Source organism: Lacticaseibacillus styriensis, assembly GCF_030770295.1.
Lineage (GTDB): Bacteria > Bacillota > Bacilli > Lactobacillales > Lactobacillaceae > Lacticaseibacillus > Lacticaseibacillus casei.
The window spans coordinates 706,476-725,381 of sequence record NZ_CP132483.1 but is presented as its reverse complement, the minus strand read 5'-3'; the positions used below and the strand labels follow the sequence as shown (position 1 = coordinate 725,381).

Genomic DNA, 18,906 nt, shown 5'->3' with positions numbered 1-18,906 from the left:
ACCACTTTCCGGCCACAGTCCCTTCTCACTGCAAATTAGTCTTAATCAGCCATTTGAACACGGTGCGGCTGCCAGAACCATTCGCGGCCGTCGCGCGACAACAAATCAAACGCTGCCTGTGGTCCCATGGTTGCGGCCGGATACGTTGGCATGTTCGGCTCTTGTGACCAGGCAGCCTGAATGGCATCAATGAAGTGCCACGAAGCCGACAATTCGGACCAATGGGTAAAGTTAGTCTGATCGCCTTCCAACACGTTGTTGATTAACCGTTCATAAGCCTCCGGTGCTGCAGCCGCTGCCTCTGGGTCATGGCGGTAACGCAATTCATCCGGTTCAATGGTGAGGCCAGTTCCCAACGCCTTGCCGTTTAGCTGTAGTGAATAGCCTTCACTTGGCTCGATATAAATGGTCAAGGTGTCCGGTTTGCTGTCGGCGGATTGGCCGAACAACGGCGCAGCGACTGGCTTGAAGGTCAGTGTCAGCTGCGTCGATTTGCGCGTCAGACGCTTGCCGGTACGAATATAAATCGGGACGCCTTGCCACTGCGGCATGTCCAACATAATTTTTCCGGCCACAAACGTCGCGGTTTGCGAATCAGCCGCCACGCCTTCTTCCTCACGGTATCCGCGAACGGTTTTCCCATCGACTTCAGCGCCGACGTACTGGGCACGCACAAAGTTGGCTTTTGCTGTTGCCAGATCATAGGGCTTCAACGCCGCGAATACCTTATCCTTTTCCGCCAAAATATCATTGGTGGTAAAGGATTTCGGCTTGTCCATGGTGAGATAAGACAGCACCTGCATCACGTGATTTTGAACCATGTCCCGCAGCGCGCCAGCCTTTTCATAATAGCCGGCCCGTTCCTCAACGCCGACCGCTTCTGCCAGCGTAATTTGGATGTTGTCGATATACTTCTTATTCCAGATGCCTTCAAAAATCGTATTGTCAAACCGAAACGCTAAAAGATTCTGAATCATCTCTTTGCCTAAGTAATGATCAATCCGGAAGATCTGATCATCGGCAAACGTTGCCGTTAACGAGTCATTCAGTTCTTTGGCGCTGGCGTAGTCATGGCCAAACGGTTTTTCGATAATGAGCCGATTAAACCCGACATCTGTCAACAAATGTTCGGACTTGAGATGGCTGGCAATGGTTTCAAAGAAGTCCGGTGCCATCGCCATGTAAAAGACCCGATTGCCACCCGTCGCAAACTGATCATCCAACTTAGCCGCCAGATTTTTTAGCGTGATGTAATGATCCGCATCGGTGACATCATGGCTTTGATAAAAGAAGTGTTGGGCAAACGCGTGTGCTTGCGCCGGCTCCGGGTTAAGCCCGGCAATCGCGGTTTCAACCACCTCATGGTAATGTTCATCGCTCCATGGTCGTCGGGCAGTCCCGATCACGGCAAAATGTTCAGCCAACACGCCGCGGCGATAAAGATTAAACAATGCGGGATATAGCTTACGCGAAGCTAGATCCCCTGATCCTCCAAAAATAATGATCACAGCGCGTGATTCTTCTGGCATGTATACGACCCTGCTTTCTCAAAACCTGATTACAATTCAACAAATATATGAGCAGCGCGATCAGCATCGACCGCCAATTCTTTTCCAGTCCGATCCAATTTAATGACCACCGCATCCAGCGTTTTGGCAGTCACTGTAAAGGCATCATCAAGTCGCAAATCAATTTTGACGGTGTAATCAATTAACGAGACTTCATCGATTACCCGTTCGATATGACCGCGTTGACCAACTTCCATTGTACCCAAAGTGACGCGACTCTGCTGGATATAGTGGCCTTCCGCATCCGGAATCACGCCACCATGCGGACAGTATTCGGGATTTTCCAACATGGCAGACAGCCGTTTTGCCATCTCCGGTGTCAGGGCATGTTCCAATTTTTCCGCCTCCTGATGAACAGCATCCGGCGAATACTTCAGGCATTTAACTAAAAACACTTCCCAAAGACGATGATTACGCACCAAAATAGCCGCTTTTTTCCGGCCTGCCGATGTCAATTGGATGCCCTGGTAAGGCGTGTGCGCGACCAGTTTTTCTTCACCCAGTTTATTGATCATCTCACTGACCGAGGCAGCAGAAACATGCATCCCCGCAACGATTTGCTTATTAGAGACCAGTTCGGTGTCACCGCCGATCTCAAAAATCAACTTAAGATAATCTTCTTTATTCGGTGTCATTTTACGTCCTTACTTTTAATTTGCAGTCACTGTACTACATTATGCCATGACTTGCACAAAAAAACACGTCAATTTCATGACGTGTTTTAGGTGATCAGCACAAACAGTTAACTTGATGAACCATTGCCGATCATCGTGAAATGATTAGCATATGCTCGCCTAGAAAGTCGATTCCGTGCCTTCGTATTCATCAAGAATGATGTGCTTCAAATCACTGATTAATGGTTCTTGTGGATTGGTGACCGTGCAGTTGTCTTCGTAAGCAAGTTCGGCAAGTCGATCAACCTGCTTGTCCAGATCAGCTTTTTTAACCCCTTGATCCTTCAGACTCAACTTGATGCCAACGCTGTGTGCCAGTTTGATGAAGGCCTGAACGTAGCTTTCTACCAGCTCATCGGTGGTTTTACCTGGCAAGCCAAGATAACGGGCAATTTCTGCATAATCTTCGTTAGCGCGGAAGTAACTGTACTTAGCCCAGATAGCGCGCTTCTTCGGCTGACTGGCATTGAAACGGATCACGTGTGGCATGGTGATCGCAATGCAACGGCCATGAGGGAGATGGAACGCCTGACCCAACTTGTGGGCAATACTGTGGTTAATTCCCAGCAGTGCGTTGGCAAAGGCCATCCCGGCAATCGTTGAAGCATCATGCATCTTGGATTTCGCAGCGATGTCGCCGTGATAACTCTTTTCGAGGTTTTCAAATACCAACTTGATTGCTTCGAGGCTCAAACCCTTGGTGTAATGGGTCGCCATGGTGGATACATAGCTTTCAGTTGCATGGCAGAGAACATCGAGACCGGAGTCGGCAACAACCACTGGGGGTACGGATTCAATGAATTGACTGTCCACAATCGCGATATCCGGGGTCAGCGCATAATCGGCTAAGGGATACTTGATGCCTGCTTTCGAATCTGTGATAACCGCAAATGGGGTAACCTCAGAACCGGTACCGGAAGTCGTCGGGATGCAAACCAGTTTGGTCTTGTTCAGTTTCGGGAAGGTGTAAGTCCGCTTACGAATATCCAGAAACTTTTGCTTAGCCCCGAAGAAGTCGGCATCTCCGGCATCATTGAATAAACACATACCCTTGGCAGCATCCATAACCGAGCCGCCACCGATAGCAATCACGGTGTCTGGACCAAATGATCGCATGATATCGGTTCCTTTGAAGACAGTGTCGGTTGATGGATCAGGTTCAACATCAACGAAGGTCTGCACCTGAACCGGATTTTCCCGGCGTGCCAGCACATCTTCAATGATCTTCACGAAACCCAGCTTTTCCATGCTGCGGTCGGCAACGATGAACGCCCGCTTAATGCCTTCCATGTGTTCCAGATAGCGAACCGAGTTTTTTTCAAAATAAATCTTTGGCGGCAACTTCATCCATTGCATGTTGTTGCGCCGTTTTGCCATGGTCTTGATATTCAGCAAGTCAACTGTCCCCACATTGTGCGAAATCGAGTTGCCGCCATAAGAGCCGCAGCCCAGCGTCAGACTAGGAATCATTTCGTTATAAAGGTCCCCGATCCCGCCGACAGAAGATGGCGTGTTGATCAAGATCCGGCAAGCCTGCATGGCATCGGCATACTTCAAAGCCAAGTCTTCATCAGCCGTATGAATAACCGCCGTATGCCCTAACCCGCCGATATCCAGCATAGTTTCGCATTTCTTGAAGGCATCTTCATGTCCGTCAGCTTTGACCATGGCCAAAACCGGGCTCAGCTTTTCGCGGGAAAGTGGATACTTCGCGCCCACGCCTTTAAGTTCAGCGATCAGAATCGTGGTACCTTCCGGAATTTGAATACCGGCCCACTCAGCAATTTGCTTCGGACTTTGACCGACAATGCGCGGATTGACGCTTTGCTTTTCAAGATTGATCACGGTGCTTTCAAACTTCTTCATGTCCTTAGGTTGGACAAAATAAGCGCCTTGGGCTTCGAATTCTTTCTTCACGGCATCGTAAATGCTGGAATCAACAATCGCTCCTTGTTCGGAAGCACAGATCATACCATTGTCAAAACTCTTGGAAAGTACTAGGTCATTGACGGCCTGTTTGATGTTGGCACTGGCTTCGATGTATGCCGGGGCATTCCCTGCACCAACCCCTAAGGCAGGCTTGCCAGAAGAATAGGCGGACTTAACCATGCCCGGGCCACCTGTTGCCAGGATCGTCGCAATGCCTGGATGATCCATCAGAGCCTTGGTCGCTTCCATGCTTGGTACCGGAATATACTGTAAAGCGCCTTTTGGCAATCCGGCTTTTTCAGCTTCTTCACGGATGACTTCCAGCGCACGCGCTGAAGACTTTTGGGCACCCGGATGGAAAGCGAAAATAATCGGATTACGGGTTTTGATTGAAATTTCGGATTTGAAGATTGTGGTAGAAGTCGGATTGGTCACCGGTGTTACCCCGGCAATAACCCCGATCGGTTCGGCAATTGACACCAAGCCGCGTTGCTTATCTTCATTGATCACGCCAACCGTCTTATTGTTCTTAATTGAATGCCAGATTTCTTCGGTGGCAAACATATTCTTGATGGCTTTATCTTCCCAAACTCCACGGCCGGTTTCATCAACGGCGAGTTTTGCCAATTCCATATGATGATCCAAGCCGGCAATCGCCATCCGATGAACGATGTGATCGATCTTTTCTTGATCAAAGGTTTTCATAATCTTCAAAGCTGAGTGCGCATTGGCAACCAGTTCGTCGATCATTTGCTTCACATCAACTTCAGTAGCAGTTTTCGCGGTATTCTTAAGCATGAGCTTACCTCCAAGCATTTCGCAGAATTTTTGTTAACCATTTCACAAGAAGATCATAACTGATTCATGTGAATTTGTAAACAACTTTGGTGAACTTTTTCACGAAAAGTTTCCTTGCTCATTGCCATTAGCGGAGTACCAAGGATTAAAAGCGCTTTTCACTTTGTATTTTTTTGAACTTGGTCGCCGGGAATTACGAGTAATCGACAATTTGATCAGAAATTACGTGCTCGTAGTCACAGAAAACTCTATGTAAGCGCTTCCGTTCCTGCTCAAAAAAAGAGCCAGCAAATGCCCGCTCTTGTTTGATTCAGCAATGAATTGCCGATTAATTCTGTTTGTTGTCTGCTTCCGAAGTCGTGTCGTCTGAGGCAGCTGCTTGGCTATCAGCTTCCGATGCTGTGTCGTCAGCTGCTTTGGCTGCTCGTTGTTCATCCGTATTGGCAGCTTCTTCTGACTTGGCTGCTGGCGCCGGTGTTGCGGGACGGGAAGCTACGCCGCGGACTGCGTTTAAGTTGAACGTCAGATAAATCCCGTCAGAATCGATAACAACCGTTCCTGCTTGCTGGTCAATGGAGTCGATAACCCCGTGCAGGCCGCCAATTGTCACAATCGGATCGCCTTTTTTTAACCCATTCAGCATTTCCTGGCGCTTCTGCTGCTGCTTTTTTTGCGGACGAATCATGAAAAAGTACATGAAGGCCACAAACAAAACCAACAGAACGATCATTGAAACATTACCATTTCCCAAATTAGGCACCTCTTATTTTTAGTTTGTCAATGCATAGTGTACCAGAATTTCGCGTTGTGCTCCAATAAACTAGAAATTCTTTGCCTTTTCCTTGTTGTACCCATAAGCTTCAAAAAAGTCTTCGCGGAAAGCCAAGAGGTCGTCATTCGCAATGGCTTCGCGAACCTGCTGCATCAGGTGTAACAGGAAATACAGGTTATGGTAGGTCGTCAACCGAATGCCAAACGCTTCGCCAACGTGAATCAGATGGCGAATATAGGCGCGGCTGTAATTGCGGCACGCATAACAGTCACAATTAGGATCGAGCGGGCCAAAGTCATGGGCATACTTCGCGTTTTTGATGACAAGGCGGCCACGACTGGTCATGCAGGTGCCGTTGCGGGCGATCCGCGTTGGCAAAACGCAGTCAAACATATCAATGCCGCGCAATGCCCCGTCAATGAGCGCATCCGCCGACCCCACACCCATCAGATAACGCGGTTTATTCTCCGGCAGCAGCGGCGTTGTGAAGTCCAAAACGTGATTCATTTCATCTTTGGATTCACCAACTGACAACCCGCCAATCGAATAGCCTGGAAAGTCCATGCTGACCAAGTCCTTGGCACTTTGCTCACGCAGATCCCTGAAGCCAGCTCCTTGGACAATGCCAAACAACGCCTGCCAATCCGGATTCTTATGGGCTTTTAACCCCCGCTCCGCCCAACGACTGGTTCGTGCCACACTTTTTTTGACGTAATCATAGCTTTCAAAAAATGGCGGACACTCATCCAGACTCATCATGATATCGGGGCCAAGCGCATTCTCAATGGCAATGGCTTTTTCCGGTGACAGAAACATTTTCGCCCCGTTAAGATGATTCTTGAACGTAACGCCGTCCTCCGTAATATGTCGGGTATCGGCAAGCGAAAAGACCTGAAAGCCGCCTGAATCAGTCAAAATGCCCTTATGCCAATTCATAAATTTGTGCAACCCACCGGCTTCTTCAATTAGCTCTGGTCCCGGGCGCAACCACAGATGGTACGTGTTGGCTAAAATAACGGTGGCACCCATCGTATCTAGTTCCTCCGGCGCCATCGTTTTAACGCTTGCCTGCGTCCCCACCGGCATAAACATAGGCGTCGGAAAAGTCCCGTGTGGCGTGATTAATTCACCTAAGCGGGCACCGCTATGCTTATCTTGATGGATGAGACGATATTTAACAGCTGGTTCCATGAACGAACTCCTTATTCACCGCAGTGCCCTCGCAGCACCACTGATCCATTTTCTCGTTATGCCAGTTTAACAGAGTTACTTGTAATTTAAAAGAAAGGGATCTGTTTTAAATGACAAACCGAACACCACTCAAAGTTTGGCAGATTTAGGCCCGTTTACTTTTTTCGGCTCGCGATTCCTGTTAAAATAAACCTAAGGGCGGGATCACCGTTACCGTAGTTTTCGCACTTCCCGGGTTTTGACCCGGCCATTGTGATCGTCTATGAATACGTTGTTCCACGCAGCGATGCGTTAAAAGAAAAATCGAGACATGTCTGTAGGTGTGTGTTGATGTGATCCCGTCCGTTATAAAGCCGGCTTGCGTTGGGCAAGCCGGCTTTTTGCGTGGTGTGGTGTTTGTTGAAAAAATGTTCTCTGATGCTTTCCGTAACGCGTTCGCCGGCTTCTAAACGCGCCGGCTCACGCTCATCAATAAATAAACATCGCATCCCCAAAACTAAAGAACCGATATTTTTCTTCAATCGCATGCTTGTAAGCATTCAGGATGGTGTCGCGGCCGGTGAAGGCAGCTACTAGCATGACTAGGGTTGATTTTGGTAGATGGAAGTTGGTGATGAAGGCGTCGACGACTTTCCACTGGTAGCCTGGCTTGATGAAGATGTCGGTCCAGCCGGAGTCTGGTTTGATTTCACCGTCGAACTTGGTGCCGATGGCTTCGAGAGTCCGGATCGAGGTTGTCCCGGTTGCGATGATGCGGCCGCCGTTGTCGCGGACCTCATTTAACGTTGCCGCGGCTTCCGGGGTTAAGCGGTAAAATTCGCTGTGCATTTTGTGGGCTTCGATATTTTCTTCAACCACTGGCCGGAACGTGCCGAGGCCGACATGCAGGGTCAGATAAACTAATTTGACGCCTTTATCCTGCACTTTTTTCAGCAGCTCTTTAGTCCAGTGCAACCCGGCTGTTGGGGCTGCTGCGGATCCTAGTTCCTTAGAATAAACTGTCTGGTACATCTCCGGATCGTCAAGTTTTTCTTTGATGTAAGGCGGGAGTGGTGTTTCGCCAAGCTTGTCCAGAATCTCCATGAAAATGCCATCGTAATCAAAATGAATCATGCGGCCACCATGATCCAGTTCTTTGGTGACCGTTGCCTTCAACAAGCCGTCACCAAAGTCAATCACGGTGCCAACCGGTGCCTTACGCGCTGGCTTCATCAAGGTTTCCCAGTCATCGCCAGACGTGTTGTTAAGTAACAAGACTTCCATGTGCGCGCCGGTTTCCGGCTTAACACCATAAAGCCGTGCCGGCATCACCCGAGTGTCATTCATGACCAGTGCGTCCCCGGGTTTGAAATAATCCAAAATATCATAAAAATGCCGATCCTGCATGGCACCGGTGTCAGCATTCAATACCAATAACCGACTGGCATCGCGTTCCTTCAGCGGTGTCTGCGCAATTAATTCATGTGGCAGATCATAATCGAAATCCGAAAGTTGATAATTTTTATTTTCTACTTGACGATAACGTTTTTTGTCTTGCACCTTGTTCGCTTCCATTCATTTTAATCGTTTTGACTTACTGCGCCCGGTTGTCAGGCTCCGGCGCCGTCATCCCCATATGCGCAAATCCGGCCGGCGTCACCATGCGGCCGCGTGGTGTTCGTTTTAAATAGCCAATCTGCAGCAAATAGGGTTCGTAAATTTCTTCAATGGTGGCCATTTCTTCGCCAATGTTCGCAGCGATCGTGGATAAGCCGACCGGACCGCCTTGGTAGTCGCGGATCATGAACATCAATAGTTTTCGATCAATTTGATCGAGTCCTTGCGCATCAACCTGTAATTGATCCAAGGCATGATCGACCATTTGCAAATCAACCGGACTTTTACCGGCAACTTCCGCAAAATCGCGCACCCGTTTCAGGAGACGATTGGCAACGCGCGGTGTGCCCCGCGACCGCCGCGCAATTTCATGAGCGCCTTCAGCATCAATCGCCATGTTAAAAACCGTTGCCGACCGCTTAACAATCTCACTTAAGTCGTCAGGCGAATAATACGCCATATGTTCACTGATGCCAAATCGATCCCGCAATGGCGCTGACAGCATGCCTGCACGCGTCGTGGCACCGATTAGTGTAAACGGCGGTAAGGGAAAATGAACCGGATGCGCGGTCGGCCCTTGACCCACCACGATATCAATATAGAAGTCCTCCATCGCCGAATAAAGCATTTCTTCTACGATTTTGGGTAAGCGGTGAATTTCATCGACAAACAGCACGTCACCGGGACGCAGCTCATTCAACAACGCCACTAAGTCGCCCGGCTTCTCAATGGCCGGCCCGGAAGTGGTCCGAATGTTGACGCCTAGCTCATTGGCAATAACTAATGCCAGCGTGGTTTTCCCCAATCCCGGCGGCCCGTAAAGCAACACGTGATCCAAGGACTCTTCGCGTTGCTTAGCCGCGGTGATATAGACCTGCAGCTGATGTTTAACCCGATCCTGGCCAATGTACTGCGCCAGCATCCGCGGACGTAAGCTCTTTTCAATTTGCGCTTCGTTTAGGTCATCAATGTCGCCTGAAACCAACCGATCCTTGTTTTCGTCTGCCAAAAAGGTTCACCCCCTATTCTTAACCTATTCATAAGTTCCTTCATGTTGTCGGCCGAGAATGGCTCCAGTATAATCAATGCTACGCACGTCCGCTTAATAATCGCAAGCCTTCACGCAAATAGGCATCAGTCGTTGTGGCATCAAATGCCTTCAAAGCATCTGTGATACCGTCGACTGCCCGTTGGGTGTATCCTAAGGCAACCAAGGCCGCCAACGCATCGGCCAACGCCGGTGCCACGTCACTAGCTGTCGGCGTGATGGCAGCTGGGGACGGCTCGGCATCCGCTGAAATTTTTCCTTTTAGATCGAGAATGATCTGGGCCGCGGTTTTCTTGCCGATACCCGGAAACTTGGTCAGGAACTTAACGTCATCCTGAGCGATGGCAGTTGCTAGGCCGCCGCTGGAGACATTCGCCAAAATAGCCAGTGCCGATTTCGGGCCAATCCCGGTGACAGTCAGCAACTGGTTAAACGTGCGCTTATCCGCGGCAGATTCAAAACCATACAGGGCTTGATCATTGTCGCGGATAATCAGCTGAACGTAAATCCGCATCTGCTTGCCGGCTTCAAAATCATACGGGTTGGCAACCAGCAAGCGAAATCCGATACCGTTGACATCAATCACGATGTACGCAGGGGTAATGGCCTGAATCGTGCCTTCAAAGTATTCGTACATAAGCTCTCCATTCAGTACATATGTTTGGTACGCTTGATTCATTGTAGCATAGATGTTTTCTTGATGATAAATCGTTTTGAGGCTTAATGATGACTCCCAAAAATATCCGCCATTTGATTAACCTGGCAACCGTTGCTGTTGTCATCGCTTTAATTGCTGTGACTATCTACTGGTATGACCTCGGCATTCTCTCCGATGTCAAGGTCCTGCAAGCTTATATCGCTCAACTCGGCCTGACCGGTGTTCTGTTTTTTGTCATCATTCAGGTTATTCAGGTTGTCATTCCGATCATTCCCGGCGGCATTAGCACAGCAGCCGGGGTCATTCTTTTTGGCCCGTGGTTTGGTTTTCTCTACAACTATGTCGGCATTGCGATTGGCTCGTTCATCAACTTTTTCCTCGCGCGACGCTATGGTAAACCGCTGCTGACTTATTTGATATCGGAAAAAACTTACGATAAGTATATCGGTTATACGAAAAATCAAACCCGGTTCGACCGGTTATTTACGCTGGCAATTGTGTTACCGGTCGCACCTGATGATGTTTTGTGTCTGCTGGCTGGTTTAACCAAAATGACGTTCACAAAATTCTTCTGGATTATCATCCTTGGAAAGCCCATTACGATTTTCGCCTACAGTATGAGCCTTCTTTACGGTGGCCGCTGGTTGATCGATTTATTCAGTTAAACTAGTTGCCATAAAAATGGCGCTGCCAAGTTCGCTTCACAAACTTGGACAGCGCCTTTTTTTGCGCACACGGACGCGCAATCATTCGTCGATCATTTTGACAAACTCAGACAACCTGACGCACATATGGGTCGTCGGAAATGCCGCGGCTCAGAATTAGCTTTGCCCATTCCTTGGCCGAAAAAAGACTGTGATCTTTGTAATTGCCGCAACTCTTGATATCAACGCCCGGTACATCATCCCAGGTAATATCATTGGCAATTGCTTCCAGGCTGGACTTGAGAGCCTTGGCTACTTCAGTGGTGCTGTGCGTGCCCCAGGTAATCAGATGGAATCCGGTTCGGCAGCCAAATGGTGAACAATCGATGACGCCATCCATCCGATCGCGCAACAACGATGCTAACAAGTGCTCGATCGTGTGCAAACCAGCCGTATCGATGGCTGCGGTGTTAGGTTGAACCAACCGCAGATCATAATTCGAAATTTCATCGCCTTTGGTACCTTTTTCAGTCGTAATCAAACGTACGTAAGGTGCCTTGACTGCCGTGTGATCCAATGTGAAGCTTTCGACTTTTGCCATAAATAAAAGATCTCCTTCTCAATCGTTTACGTATTCATCATATAACACAATCGCCGATGGTGCGTAAAAAAATCTGTCACGTTTCGGCTTATGTCACCCTAAGGACTTGTCAGTCAGGCATCGGCCCAAACACGATGGGCAATACGTTGAACCAATGCCAGCTTGGCCCATTGATCGTCTTCTGTCAGCTTATTACCTTCTTCTGTCGACGCAAAGCCGCATTGGGTGGACAAAGCTAGATTTTCTAACGGCACGTAAGCAGTTGCGGCGTTGATGCGTTCGATCACCGCTTCTTCATCTTCTAATTCCGGAAACTTCGAGGTGATCAACCCTAATACAATTCGTTTGTTGGGATCCCCGTTCCAAAGTTGCGGCAGTGGTTCAAACGATCCGGCCCGTTGACTGTCATATTCGAGAAACAGTCCGTCGTATGGCAAATCACCAATATCATCAGCCACATATTGATAGCCGCCGGAGAACAAAAACGTCGACTGGAAATTGCCGCGACAGATATGTGAGGTGACCGTCAAATCTTCCGGCAATTTCACCAAAATTGCTTTAATCACGCAGTGGGCCAGCTTAGCTAATGCCACAAAATGTTCATGTTTCTTCGGATCGTTTTCGGTGTCCTTCAAGTTCTGAATCAGATATGCCCAGTTCGTGTCATCGATTTGAAGATAACGATCGCCTAAATCATAAAAGTGCTGAATCGTATCGACATAAGCCTGGACAATATCGGCTAAATAGTCATCAAAGGTGTCATAATACTTCGGCCAGTTGTCACTACGATGATCCCGAAACAGCAAGGCTGGACTGGGAATCGTCTGTTTTGGCAGTACCCCGTCCGGCACGATACTTTTAAGATACTCAAATGCCGCAAAGAATGGATGCTGTGGGTTAAAGCTGACTTTTCCCGCCAAATGAACGTTCGCCGCCGCATTGATGCCGCCTTTAAAATCATGTTCATACTTCCAGGAATCATCTTTTTCATAGCCATTTAAGCCCCAGAAGAAATCCAGATGCCAGTACCGGCGGGAAAACTCCCCATCCGTGACCGCATTAAAACCTAATTCAACCTGCTTTTTGACAATGTGATCAATCGCTTCGTGCTGAATCGCCAGCTCCTGATCCTGTTGAATCTCGCCGATGTCCAGTTGCTGATGCGCCACTTTCAATCTTTCCGGACGTAACAAACTGCCAACTAAATCGGCGCGAAAGGGTGCTTTGATTTTAACTTCTTCTGTCATGAGAATTCCTCCCGTTTTATGAAAATGACGATCCTCAAACAACATTGACCACGCGGCAACGAAAGAGGCGGCAATCGCGATAACGCATTCTCTGGCGCGTCAGTTCACGCTCACCATAACGCGTTCTCTGGCGCAGAAGTCTGCGTGTAAGGACCTCAGGCACAATGGCCTAAGCTCGGGCCATCACGCCTGAGGCCACTTACACTCCGACTTCTAACCGCGCCAGTTCACGCTCATAAAAAAAGGCGCCCCTTGATCTTTAAAGATCAAGGGGCGCCTGACGCGCGTTACCACCCTTATTCGTGTCGGCATAGTGCCAACACCTCACCAGTACCAAATTCGATACCTGGCATGGTAACGGATGCACCCGTTTCAATGGCGTGAACCACTAAAAAGCTATTTGGAGCTCATCTTCTCCGATTAACCGATCGCCTGCTTCCACTGTCCAGGCTCGCTTGGGATCCGCGCTTCAGATACTCTTCTCCGCAAAGCAATGTTGTCTGTTTTGAGTTGCAATTATCATAACACCGTCATGTTTCGTGTCAAGAATAACTTCAAACAGGTTATCATTCTGTTATGATTTGACCAGACTATTATTTTTGGAGGCGTCTCATGGGAACGACTTTTTTCGCGTATTCAGCGCTGACTCATCAAGACAATTGGCAAAACACCTTGCGTTACAGCATCATCATCATCGGAGCTGTGGTGATCATTGCCTACCTGGTTTATTTTCTCCGTCACAAGCGCAGCAACAAATATCGTGACCTTCTAATCCTGGTGGCTCTCATCGAGTTGTTGACCATCGGCATTCAGATTCGCGATCTTCAGGCAAGTCGTACCGCCACTGCTGATTCACAGGCAGTCGCGACTTTATTGCGCAGCGTTGCCAAGCAGAAGCAAGTGCCCGTCAATCAACTATATGCCAACAGTAGCACGGTTCACACGGGAATGCTGGTAACGATTGGCAAGTCCACGAAAAGAATGTACACCGTCACGATCAACGCCGATAACAATAGTTACCAACTCACCAAGACGACTTTAATTGTCCCGCAAGTTCAATTTGTCACCAAGTAGGAGGCACACATGGCACTTTTTCAGGATTTATATTTTGTGACCGCAATGAAACTGCTCTTAGGTTTTATCGTGTTTGTTGTCCAGATTAAGCTCACCGGTAAAGGCAATCTTGCCCCGGCCACAATTGTTGACCAGATGCAAAACTATGTCCTCGGCGGCATTATCGGGGGTGTCATTTATAATACCGACGTCAGCATTTTGCAATTTGTCAACGTCTTGCTGATCTGGACGCTCATCGTCTTCAGCTCGAAATACCTGACGAATCATAATCGCTGGCTCAAACGGGCTATCGATGGCGAGCCGCTATTAGTGGTCTCACACGGGAACATTCGCGTCGAAACCGCCACGCAGGTTGGTTTGTCAGCCAACGACCTCGCCTATCGCTTACGTACCGCTGGCGTGAAAGATCTGCGCGATGTTCGCCAAGCCTATCTTGAACAGAACGGACAGTTGAATGTTATTTTCAAAGGCGATGAGACCATCAAGTATCCGCTTATTTTAGACGGCCAGATTGACCCGGCAGCACTCGATGCGATTGACCACGATGAGGACTGGCTCAAAGCCCGCCTTGCCGAACAAGGCTATAAACCAGAAGACGTGTATATGGCAAGTTTTCTGGGTGGTAAAGTCGTCATTGCGCCTTATGACCGTGACTAGTCGCGAGTTTACCAGATGAACGAATCGACGGCTTTGGCTACTTGCGGATTCTCATGTAATGCACTGTGCTGGGCATCACGGCCAAAGTATTCCTTTTCCTGATAAGTGGCTGCTCGTGTGCTGACAAGATAACGCAAGGATCGCGAAGAGTTATTGGCTACGCGACCATCAGAATCGCTGCCATCGTGAAGATCACCGTAAATATTCAATACCTTAACGCCCTTAGGAAAATGATCCCGTAAACGTGCCAATTCGCCGTAGTTCTCGTCCATGGGTGACGGGTAACCGTTTGCCGCCAGCTTAATCTGGTGAGGTTGATCACCCATGCCAATAATGCCGTCAAAATGCCCGGCAATGGCAACATAGTGCTTCATTTTTGGCAACTTCCCTTGATCCTGATTGCGAACCGCGTAAAACATCACCGCCATGTTGCCCATTGAATGCGCCACAAAGTTAACATTGCGCACACCATAGCGCTGGTAAAGCTGCCGATTAATCGTTGTCAACCAATCAGCCAGTTTCACGACGTCAGGATTCTTGTTGTCTTGAAAGATCACCTGAACAATGGGCTTGCTGACACGATGTGGATCACCGGTCCAGTGAACTTTGCCGTTTTTAGCAACCGTTGCCGTCAGCACTTTGGTCGCACCGGTCCCCTCAGCCCGGCGAATCAACGTATTCGTCGACCCGGCACCGCCAGAATAGCCATGCAAATAAAGTGTCGCAGTGCGTCCAATCGTGGTTTCTTCTTTAGTTGGCGGCGTATCAGGCTGGTTGTTATACCAATACCACCCGGCACCGGCAACAAGCACCACAACCAATAACGCCAACCAAAGCCACTTATCTCGTTTCATGAAACCTCCCTTTCTAGTGAGCGTGAGCCAGCCCGGTTAGAAACCGGCGTGTAAGTGGCCTTGGGCGTGATGACCCGACCTTGGCCACTGCAACTGAGGTCCTTACATGCAGGTTTCTGGGCTGGCGAACGCGTTAATGCGATTCAATAAACCCGTCATGCCGCATTCACCGACTCACTTTCATCAACGGCCGGCCGCGGCAGGAAATGACTCAGCGCCGCGATCACCAACCCAATGACAATGGTCCAACCGGCCACGCGCTGCCACAACGGTGAATACGCAAGAAGCAAATCGCGCGCCAGTTCAGCATTGACCGGCATTCGGGCACTAATGGCGCCTAAAAACGGGCTAGCGGTTGTTAAGACTGCCATAAAGCCGCCCATATACCCCATGATGTAAGTGGAGCGACCCGTGACTGCCAAAAATCGGCGCCAAGAGTGGGCAGTTTTTAGCATAATCAATAAAACGATCACCATCAGGATCGCCGCCACAATGACCGCGGTTTGGGTCATGAGCACCAGTAACGGATAAGCCCGTCCCCAGCCTTCGGACATCACGAGCTGATTGATTTCGCGATCAAGGAAGGTTGTAAGGCTCGTCAGCACTTTCTTTTGATCAAAATTTTGCCCTTGATCGGCAGCGGCTTTCTGCAGGCGACTTGCTATGCTCTCTTTAATTGTATCCAGTGACACACGCATTTGATTGTCCGCACTGGCAGTCACCATTTTTGAAGCCAATCGTTGGGTGTCATCAATGGTCACCAGCGTCGATTGCGGATTCAAAGCGGCGCCATTCTTGTTCGCCGTGTCGATTAATTCTTTATTTAGGGATTGGGTCATCTGCACCAACCCTTTACTTTTAACAATCACCTGTTCAGTACGTGCCGGTGTTCCAACCGTCAGCATCATTCCCGTGCTGAAGGCTTCAACAAAAAGAAGCACCCAGAAAATCATGGTGAAAAATGCAAACCAACTTCGGGAAATGGCTCGCCATTGTTGTGTTCTCGTTTTGACCACCTGCTTCCTTATATGGCATTCATTATACACGATGCACCATCGTGACTTGTACGCATCCTGACATTTGGACTACACTAAATGAAGCGGCAACGACATCACCTGTTATTGCACGATAAACCACCAGCGATTTCGTATTTCACAAGGAGGTTGTTTGCATGCACTATACGTTAAACGACGGCAACGTCTTGCCGGCAGTCGGGTTTGGGACATATAAATTAAATGGCACGAACGGCGTCAGAGCCATGGTCGGTGCCCTTAACTTAGGGTATCGCCTGCTCGATGCAGCGTTTAATTATGAAAACGAAGGTGCTGTGGGCGAAGCGGTTCGCCAAAGCGGCATTCCCCGCAGCCAATTGATCGTTGCATCTAAGTTACCCGGCCGTCATCACCGTTATCAAGAGGCCATTGACACCATCGAAGAAAGTCTATACCGCGCTGGTCTGGATTATTACGACCTTTATTTGATCCATTGGCCTAATCCAAAAGAAGGACTTTACGTTGAAGCTTGGCAGGCGCTGATTCAGGCACAACGGTTCGGCTTAATTCGCTCAATTGGTGTTTCCAACTTCTTGCCGGAGCACATTGATCGGTTGATTAAAGAAACCGGCGTCACGCCAGCGGTTAATCAAGTGGAGCTACATCCTTACTTTAATCAGCAAACCCAACGTGAGTATGATGACGCCCATAACATTCAAACGGTTGCCTGGAGTCCTTTAGGCCGCGGTGCCGTTTTAAAAGAACCTGTCATCAAGCAAATTGCTGCGGAACACGGTAAAAATGTCGGCCAGGTTATCCTGCGCTGGGATCTCCAACACCGTGTCTTGCCAATTCCAAAATCGGCTCATTTTTCCCGGCAACGCACGAATCTTGATATTTTTGATTTTAGCCTGACGAAGGAAGAAATGACAGCCATTGATCAGTTAAGTAAGCCTGATGGCCGCTTAAGGGATCAGGATCCGGCTGTTTATCAGGAGTTTTAATTTGTTCCCATAACGCGTTCGCCGGCGCAGGGGTCTACGTATAAGCGCGCCGGCTCACGCTCACCCAAAAGGAGTCGCGGCGTTTTCGACGACACCACGACTCCTTTTTCCGGCATTATTATGGCCACTAACCAGCAATTTTACTTTTAAACGAAAGAGGCAATCATCATGACTGAACCTATTCGCGTTTTATTTATTTCAATCTCCGGCAACACGCGCGCTTTTGCTCATCGCTTAGCCGACTATGCCGAATCCCAGCACCAGCAGAATCCCGACAATCCACCGATTCAGTTGAAAGAAATTTCTGAAGCCACCCAGAGCGATGGAGAAACCAAGCCGTTTTTTGTCATGGTGCCCACGTATCTTGACGGCGGCAACGGTATCGACAATGGTGTCAAGGAACTGATGACCAATGCGATGGGCGATTACCTTGCTGAAGGCGAAAATGCCGAGTATTGCTTAGGCATCATCGGTTCGGGCAATCGGAATTTTAATGAACAATACTGCCTCACTGCCAAACGCTACGCTAAAGAATTCGACGCCCCATTTTTAGCCGACTACGAACTTCGCGGCACACCAAGCGATGCGCAAAGGATTTACACGATTCTCACCCGCGTTGCCGCCAATGAAGCGCAGCATTAAACGCACACTCACCAGTTGGCGTTAAACCAGCCGACTACGCGTTTGGCGTAAACCTGGGGATGATCCGGAAAACTCCGCGCATGAGCAGCACCCTTAACCACCCAGAGCGCTTTTTTCGCCTTGGTGGCTGCGCGATAATTCTGGTAAACCATTTTAGTCGGGACAAATGTGTCTTTGGCTCCGTGGATAAAAAGAATCGGCCGTGTATTCTTGTGCAAAGCCGTGATCGCACTGGCATCAAAAACGTTGTAACCGGCTTTAAGCGTTGCGGTCAGTGCCACTGCCGGCACCAACGGCCATTTTGGCAAATTAAACATCGACTTGGCTTGATAAGCAAGTTCGTCAATAATGCTGGTGTAGCCGCAATCTTCGACAATGCTCTTGACTTGCGACGGTAGTTTCTCGCCGCTGATATACATCACCGTTGCGCCGCCCATCGAGACACCATACAAGGCAATTTGACTCTGTTTGCCTTGTTTTTTGATGATTTGATTAATCCATTTCAGGTAATCTAGCCGATCTGGCCACCCATAACCGATATAATTGCCTTCCGATTGGCCTTGGCCACGATCATCAGGAGCTAGAACATTGAAGCCGGCATCATGGAACATCTTGATTTGCGGCGCCATATATTCTTTGTTCGTCATATAGCCATGCGCCACCACAACGGTTTTGGTCGTTGGCTTGGCCGCCGGAACATAATCCGCCACCAACTTAAGCTTGTCGCCCACCGCCTGTTGCGTCCAGGTTTCTTTATGTACGGATTTAAGCCACGCCTTCCCGTCCGTAATGATGCGACTCTCTTTGCCACTCAAAAAAGACTTCTTTGAGGGCACAAATGCATATTGGTAAAAATAAAGACTGGCCCCAATTAAGCCCACCACAATAACCCCAACAACTGATAGTAGCCCGATCAACCACGCTTTTTTATGTTTTCGCACGTTCTACAACCTCCAT

At 48.9% G+C, this 18,906-nt stretch carries 18 protein-coding genes; 5 read left to right on the top strand and 13 right to left on the bottom strand.

Going from position 1 to position 18,906, the window contains the following annotated elements; genetic code table 11:
- Positions 1-41: 41 nt before the first annotated feature.
- From zwf to ruvA, 8 genes are all read right to left on the bottom strand, one after another.
- On the bottom strand, positions 42-1,529 hold the full coding sequence (gene zwf / locus LACSTY_RS03340; protein ID WP_087911718.1) for a glucose-6-phosphate dehydrogenase: 1,488 nt from the start codon (positions 1,527-1,529) through the stop codon (positions 42-44).
- Between the two features lie 29 nt (positions 1,530-1,558).
- A complete protein-coding gene (locus LACSTY_RS03335; RefSeq protein WP_087911717.1) occupies positions 1,559-2,203 on the bottom strand; it encodes a metal-dependent transcriptional regulator in 645 nt (214 codons plus the stop codon).
- 159 nt (positions 2,204-2,362) lie between these two features.
- On the bottom strand, positions 2,363-4,969 hold the full coding sequence (gene adhE, locus LACSTY_RS03330; protein WP_151466767.1) for a bifunctional acetaldehyde-CoA/alcohol dehydrogenase: 2,607 nt from the start codon (positions 4,967-4,969) through the stop codon (positions 2,363-2,365).
- A 328-nt stretch (positions 4,970-5,297) separates the two neighbouring features.
- Positions 5,298-5,699, bottom strand: coding sequence for a preprotein translocase subunit YajC (gene yajC, locus LACSTY_RS03325; RefSeq protein WP_162494878.1), 402 nt, complete (start codon positions 5,697-5,699; stop codon positions 5,298-5,300).
- 90 nt (positions 5,700-5,789) lie between these two features.
- On the bottom strand, positions 5,790-6,932 hold the full coding sequence (gene tgt, locus LACSTY_RS03320) for a tRNA guanosine(34) transglycosylase Tgt (protein ID WP_049171575.1): 1,143 nt from the start codon (positions 6,930-6,932) through the stop codon (positions 5,790-5,792).
- A 468-nt stretch (positions 6,933-7,400) separates the two neighbouring features.
- Entirely contained in the window at positions 7,401-8,486 is a 1,086-nt protein-coding gene (gene queA / locus LACSTY_RS03315) for a tRNA preQ1(34) S-adenosylmethionine ribosyltransferase-isomerase QueA (RefSeq protein ID WP_047107365.1), read from the bottom strand.
- A 19-nt stretch (positions 8,487-8,505) separates the two neighbouring features.
- On the bottom strand, positions 8,506-9,537 hold the full coding sequence (ruvB, locus tag LACSTY_RS03310) for a Holliday junction branch migration DNA helicase RuvB (protein ID WP_087911713.1): 1,032 nt from the start codon (positions 9,535-9,537) through the stop codon (positions 8,506-8,508).
- Positions 9,538-9,616: 79 nt separating this feature from the next.
- Positions 9,617-10,213, bottom strand: a complete 597-nt coding sequence (ruvA, locus tag LACSTY_RS03305) for a Holliday junction branch migration protein RuvA (RefSeq protein WP_049171578.1) — start codon at positions 10,211-10,213, stop codon at positions 9,617-9,619.
- Between the two features lie 89 nt (positions 10,214-10,302).
- Here ruvA and LACSTY_RS03300 point away from each other — a divergent pair, with 89 nt between their 5' ends.
- A complete protein-coding gene (locus LACSTY_RS03300; RefSeq protein WP_010493681.1) occupies positions 10,303-10,899 on the top strand; it encodes a TVP38/TMEM64 family protein in 597 nt (198 codons plus the stop codon).
- A gap of 106 nt (positions 10,900-11,005) precedes the next feature.
- Here LACSTY_RS03300 and LACSTY_RS03295 read toward each other — a convergent pair whose 3' ends face one another.
- Both LACSTY_RS03295 and LACSTY_RS03290 read right to left on the bottom strand, forming a co-directional pair.
- Positions 11,006-11,479, bottom strand: a complete 474-nt coding sequence (locus tag LACSTY_RS03295) for an S-ribosylhomocysteine lyase (RefSeq protein WP_010493679.1) — start codon at positions 11,477-11,479, stop codon at positions 11,006-11,008.
- 113 nt (positions 11,480-11,592) lie between these two features.
- Positions 11,593-12,726 carry a vitamin B12 independent methionine synthase gene (locus LACSTY_RS03290; RefSeq protein ID WP_087911712.1) on the bottom strand — a complete coding sequence of 378 codons (1,134 nt, stop codon included), beginning with the start codon at positions 12,724-12,726 and terminating at the stop codon, positions 11,593-11,595.
- Positions 12,727-13,338: 612 nt separating this feature from the next.
- On the opposite strand from LACSTY_RS03290, the gene LACSTY_RS03285 reads away from it, so the two are divergent.
- Both LACSTY_RS03285 and LACSTY_RS03280 read left to right on the top strand, forming a co-directional pair.
- Positions 13,339-13,800 (top strand): DUF3290 family protein, encoded by a 462-nt coding sequence (locus tag LACSTY_RS03285; RefSeq protein WP_087911711.1) that lies wholly within the window; start codon positions 13,339-13,341, stop codon positions 13,798-13,800.
- 9 nt (positions 13,801-13,809) lie between these two features.
- Positions 13,810-14,457: a DUF421 domain-containing protein gene (locus LACSTY_RS03280; RefSeq protein ID WP_049171588.1), complete on the top strand. Its 648-nt coding sequence runs from the start codon at positions 13,810-13,812 to the stop codon at positions 14,455-14,457.
- 8 nt (positions 14,458-14,465) lie between these two features.
- Here the strand turns inward: LACSTY_RS03280 and LACSTY_RS03275 are convergent, their stop codons facing one another.
- Together LACSTY_RS03275 and LACSTY_RS03270 are read right to left on the bottom strand one after the other, a co-directional pair.
- Positions 14,466-15,311, bottom strand: a complete 846-nt coding sequence (locus LACSTY_RS03275) for an alpha/beta hydrolase (RefSeq protein ID WP_087911710.1) — start codon at positions 15,309-15,311, stop codon at positions 14,466-14,468.
- Positions 15,312-15,466: 155 nt separating this feature from the next.
- Complete coding sequence (locus LACSTY_RS03270; protein ID WP_191981866.1) at positions 15,467-16,264, bottom strand: hypothetical protein; 798 nt, start codon at positions 16,262-16,264, stop codon at positions 15,467-15,469.
- A 218-nt stretch (positions 16,265-16,482) separates the two neighbouring features.
- Here LACSTY_RS03270 and LACSTY_RS03265 point away from each other — a divergent pair, with 218 nt between their 5' ends.
- A complete protein-coding gene (locus LACSTY_RS03265) occupies positions 16,483-17,307 on the top strand; it encodes an aldo/keto reductase (RefSeq protein WP_087911708.1) in 825 nt (274 codons plus the stop codon).
- 168 nt (positions 17,308-17,475) lie between these two features.
- The gene (gene nrdI, locus LACSTY_RS03260) at positions 17,476-17,949 is read left to right on the top strand and encodes a class Ib ribonucleoside-diphosphate reductase assembly flavoprotein NrdI (protein ID WP_087911707.1); all 474 of its coding nucleotides are present in this window, start codon (positions 17,476-17,478) and stop codon (positions 17,947-17,949) included.
- 8 nt (positions 17,950-17,957) lie between these two features.
- Here nrdI and LACSTY_RS03255 read toward each other — a convergent pair whose 3' ends face one another.
- Entirely contained in the window at positions 17,958-18,890 is a 933-nt protein-coding gene (locus LACSTY_RS03255) for an alpha/beta hydrolase (protein WP_087911706.1), read from the bottom strand.
- Positions 18,891-18,906: the final 16 nt, after the last annotated feature.